Below are 1,238 nucleotides of genomic sequence, written 5' to 3' on the forward strand. Positions count from 1 at the left end.
TGGAGCGGTTGTCCGACGCGCGCCGTAACGGGCACGAGGTGCTCGCCGTGGTGCGGGGCAGCGCGGTGAACCAGGACGGTGCGTCCAACGGCCTGACCGCGCCGAACGGACCGTCCCAGCAGCGCGTCATCCGCGCGGCGCTCACCTCGGCCGGACTGACACCCGCCGACATCGACGTCGTGGAGGCCCACGGTACGGGCACGAAGCTCGGCGATCCGATAGAGGCAGAGGCGCTGCTGGCCACCTACGGCCAGGAGCGCGAGACACCCGTGTGTCTGGGGTCGGTCAAGTCGAACATCGGACACACCCAGGCCGCTGCGGGCGTCGCGGGCGTCGTCAAGATGGTCATGGCGCTGCGCCACGGCGTGCTGCCCAGGACCCTCCACGCCGATGACCCCACCCCGCATGTCGACTGGGCGGCGGGCGACATCACCCTGCTCACCGACAACCGGCCGTGGTCGGCAGCGGACGGGCCGCGCCGCGCGGCTGTCTCCTCGTTCGGCCTGAGCGGAACCAACGCCCACACGATCCTTGAGGAGGCCCCCGCCGGGGAGCTCCCGGCCGGGCAGGAGGAAACCGGTGGCTTGCCCCCCTCCGATCAGGACTTCACCAGCTTCACCGGGACCGTGCCCTTCGTCCTGTCCGCGGCCACGCCCGCCGCGTTGCGCGGCCGGGCCGAGCGATTGCGGGCGGTCGTCGGCCGGGCTGACCCCCTCGGCATCGCCGCATCGCTGGCCACCGGCACAGCGCGGCTCCGTCACCGGGCCGTCATCCTTGCCGACAGCGCGGAGAGCCTGCGCGGCGGGCTGGCCGCTGTCGCCGACGGCACCCGGGCTCCCGGGGTCTTCCACGGGGAGGCCCACGGCGGTCAACTGGCCTTCTTGTTCACCGGCCAGGGCGCTCAACGGGAGGGCATGGGCCGCGAGTTGTACGAGACGTTCCCGGTGTTCGCCGAGGCGTTCGACGCGGTGTGCGCGCGGGTGGATCTGGACCGTCCTCTGGCCCACGTGGTGTTCGGGGACGGGGAGACGCTGGACCGCACCGCATACACCCAAGCGGGTTTGTTTGCGCTGGAGGTGGCGTTGTTCCGGTTGGTGGAGTCCTGGGGTGTGGTCCCGGACGTTCTGGTGGGGCATTCGGTGGGTGAGGTGGCGGCCGCGCATGTGGCGGGGGTTCTGTCGCTGGATGATGCTTGCGCTTTGGTGTCGGCGCGTGGGCGTTTGATGCAGGCGCTGCCC

Annotated in this window: 1 protein-coding gene; it reads left to right on the top strand. The window is 71.7% G+C overall.

Annotation, left to right across the window (positions count from 1 at the left end; translation table 11 throughout):
• On the top strand, window positions 1-1,238 hold a 1,238-nt coding region (locus tag PJ985_RS23170; RefSeq protein ID WP_271685849.1), incomplete at both ends, for a type I polyketide synthase.

This window comes from Streptomyces sp. ACA25 (assembly GCF_028200735.1).
In the GTDB taxonomy this organism is placed as follows: Bacteria; Actinomycetota; Actinomycetes; order Streptomycetales; family Streptomycetaceae; genus Streptomyces.